This is a genomic window from Mycobacterium sp. WUMAC-067, from assembly GCF_020217485.1.
Lineage (GTDB): Bacteria > Actinomycetota > Actinomycetes > Mycobacteriales > Mycobacteriaceae > Mycobacterium.
This window is the reverse complement of sequence record NZ_JAEKMI010000184.1, coordinates 1-614: the sequence shown is the minus strand read 5'-3', so window position 1 is coordinate 614 and position 614 is coordinate 1. Positions and strand designations below refer to the sequence as shown.

Sequence of the window (614 nt, the reverse complement as noted above, 5' to 3'; positions counted from 1 at the left end):
GTGGGTGGGACCGCCTTCGGTGTGCGGGATCGTATGGTCCACATCGCAGGCGGTGGCCGGGCGATCACAGCCGGGCCAGCGACAGGTCAGATCCCGACACCGCACGAAATCGGCCAACGCCTTCGAGGGCACATAGCCGGCCTCCGGGGCGGCGTCGCCGGGATGGGTCAGCGGCACCAGCCGGGCCGAGGCCGCCAACTCCGCAACCACCTCTGGTGGGATCAATCCCTCGCCACCCACCTCGCACCCCTGGGTTGCGCCGGTGCCGGCCAGGGTGGCCTGCTCGCCGATCACATGGATCACCACCGGGCCCGCGGCCCGACCCCCCGCCGCGCAATCCGGGCGCCCGCAGCGACACCCCAACCGATCGGCGTCGGCGGCCAACGCCCCCAACGCATCAGCGCGGCGCTGCTCACGGCTGCGCGGGTCATGTACACACACCGTGGCCGCCAACCCGTCCAACCGTTTGTCCAGGGCGTGGGCGTCCGGGGCGTACAGGGTGGCTTCCACATGCGCCAGCCCATCACCCATGTCGGCCATCCACACCTCGCGGCCCGCCGCACGCTCCTGGCGCCGGCGCACCGCATCGACGTCCGCGCGCGACCACCTTGTCC

At 72.6% G+C, this 614-nt stretch carries 1 protein-coding gene; it reads right to left on the bottom strand.

Annotated features, from left to right (window positions below):
• Positions 1–614: HNH endonuclease signature motif containing protein (locus JF781_RS28135; protein ID WP_225341378.1), on the bottom strand; the 614-nt coding region annotated here is incomplete at both ends.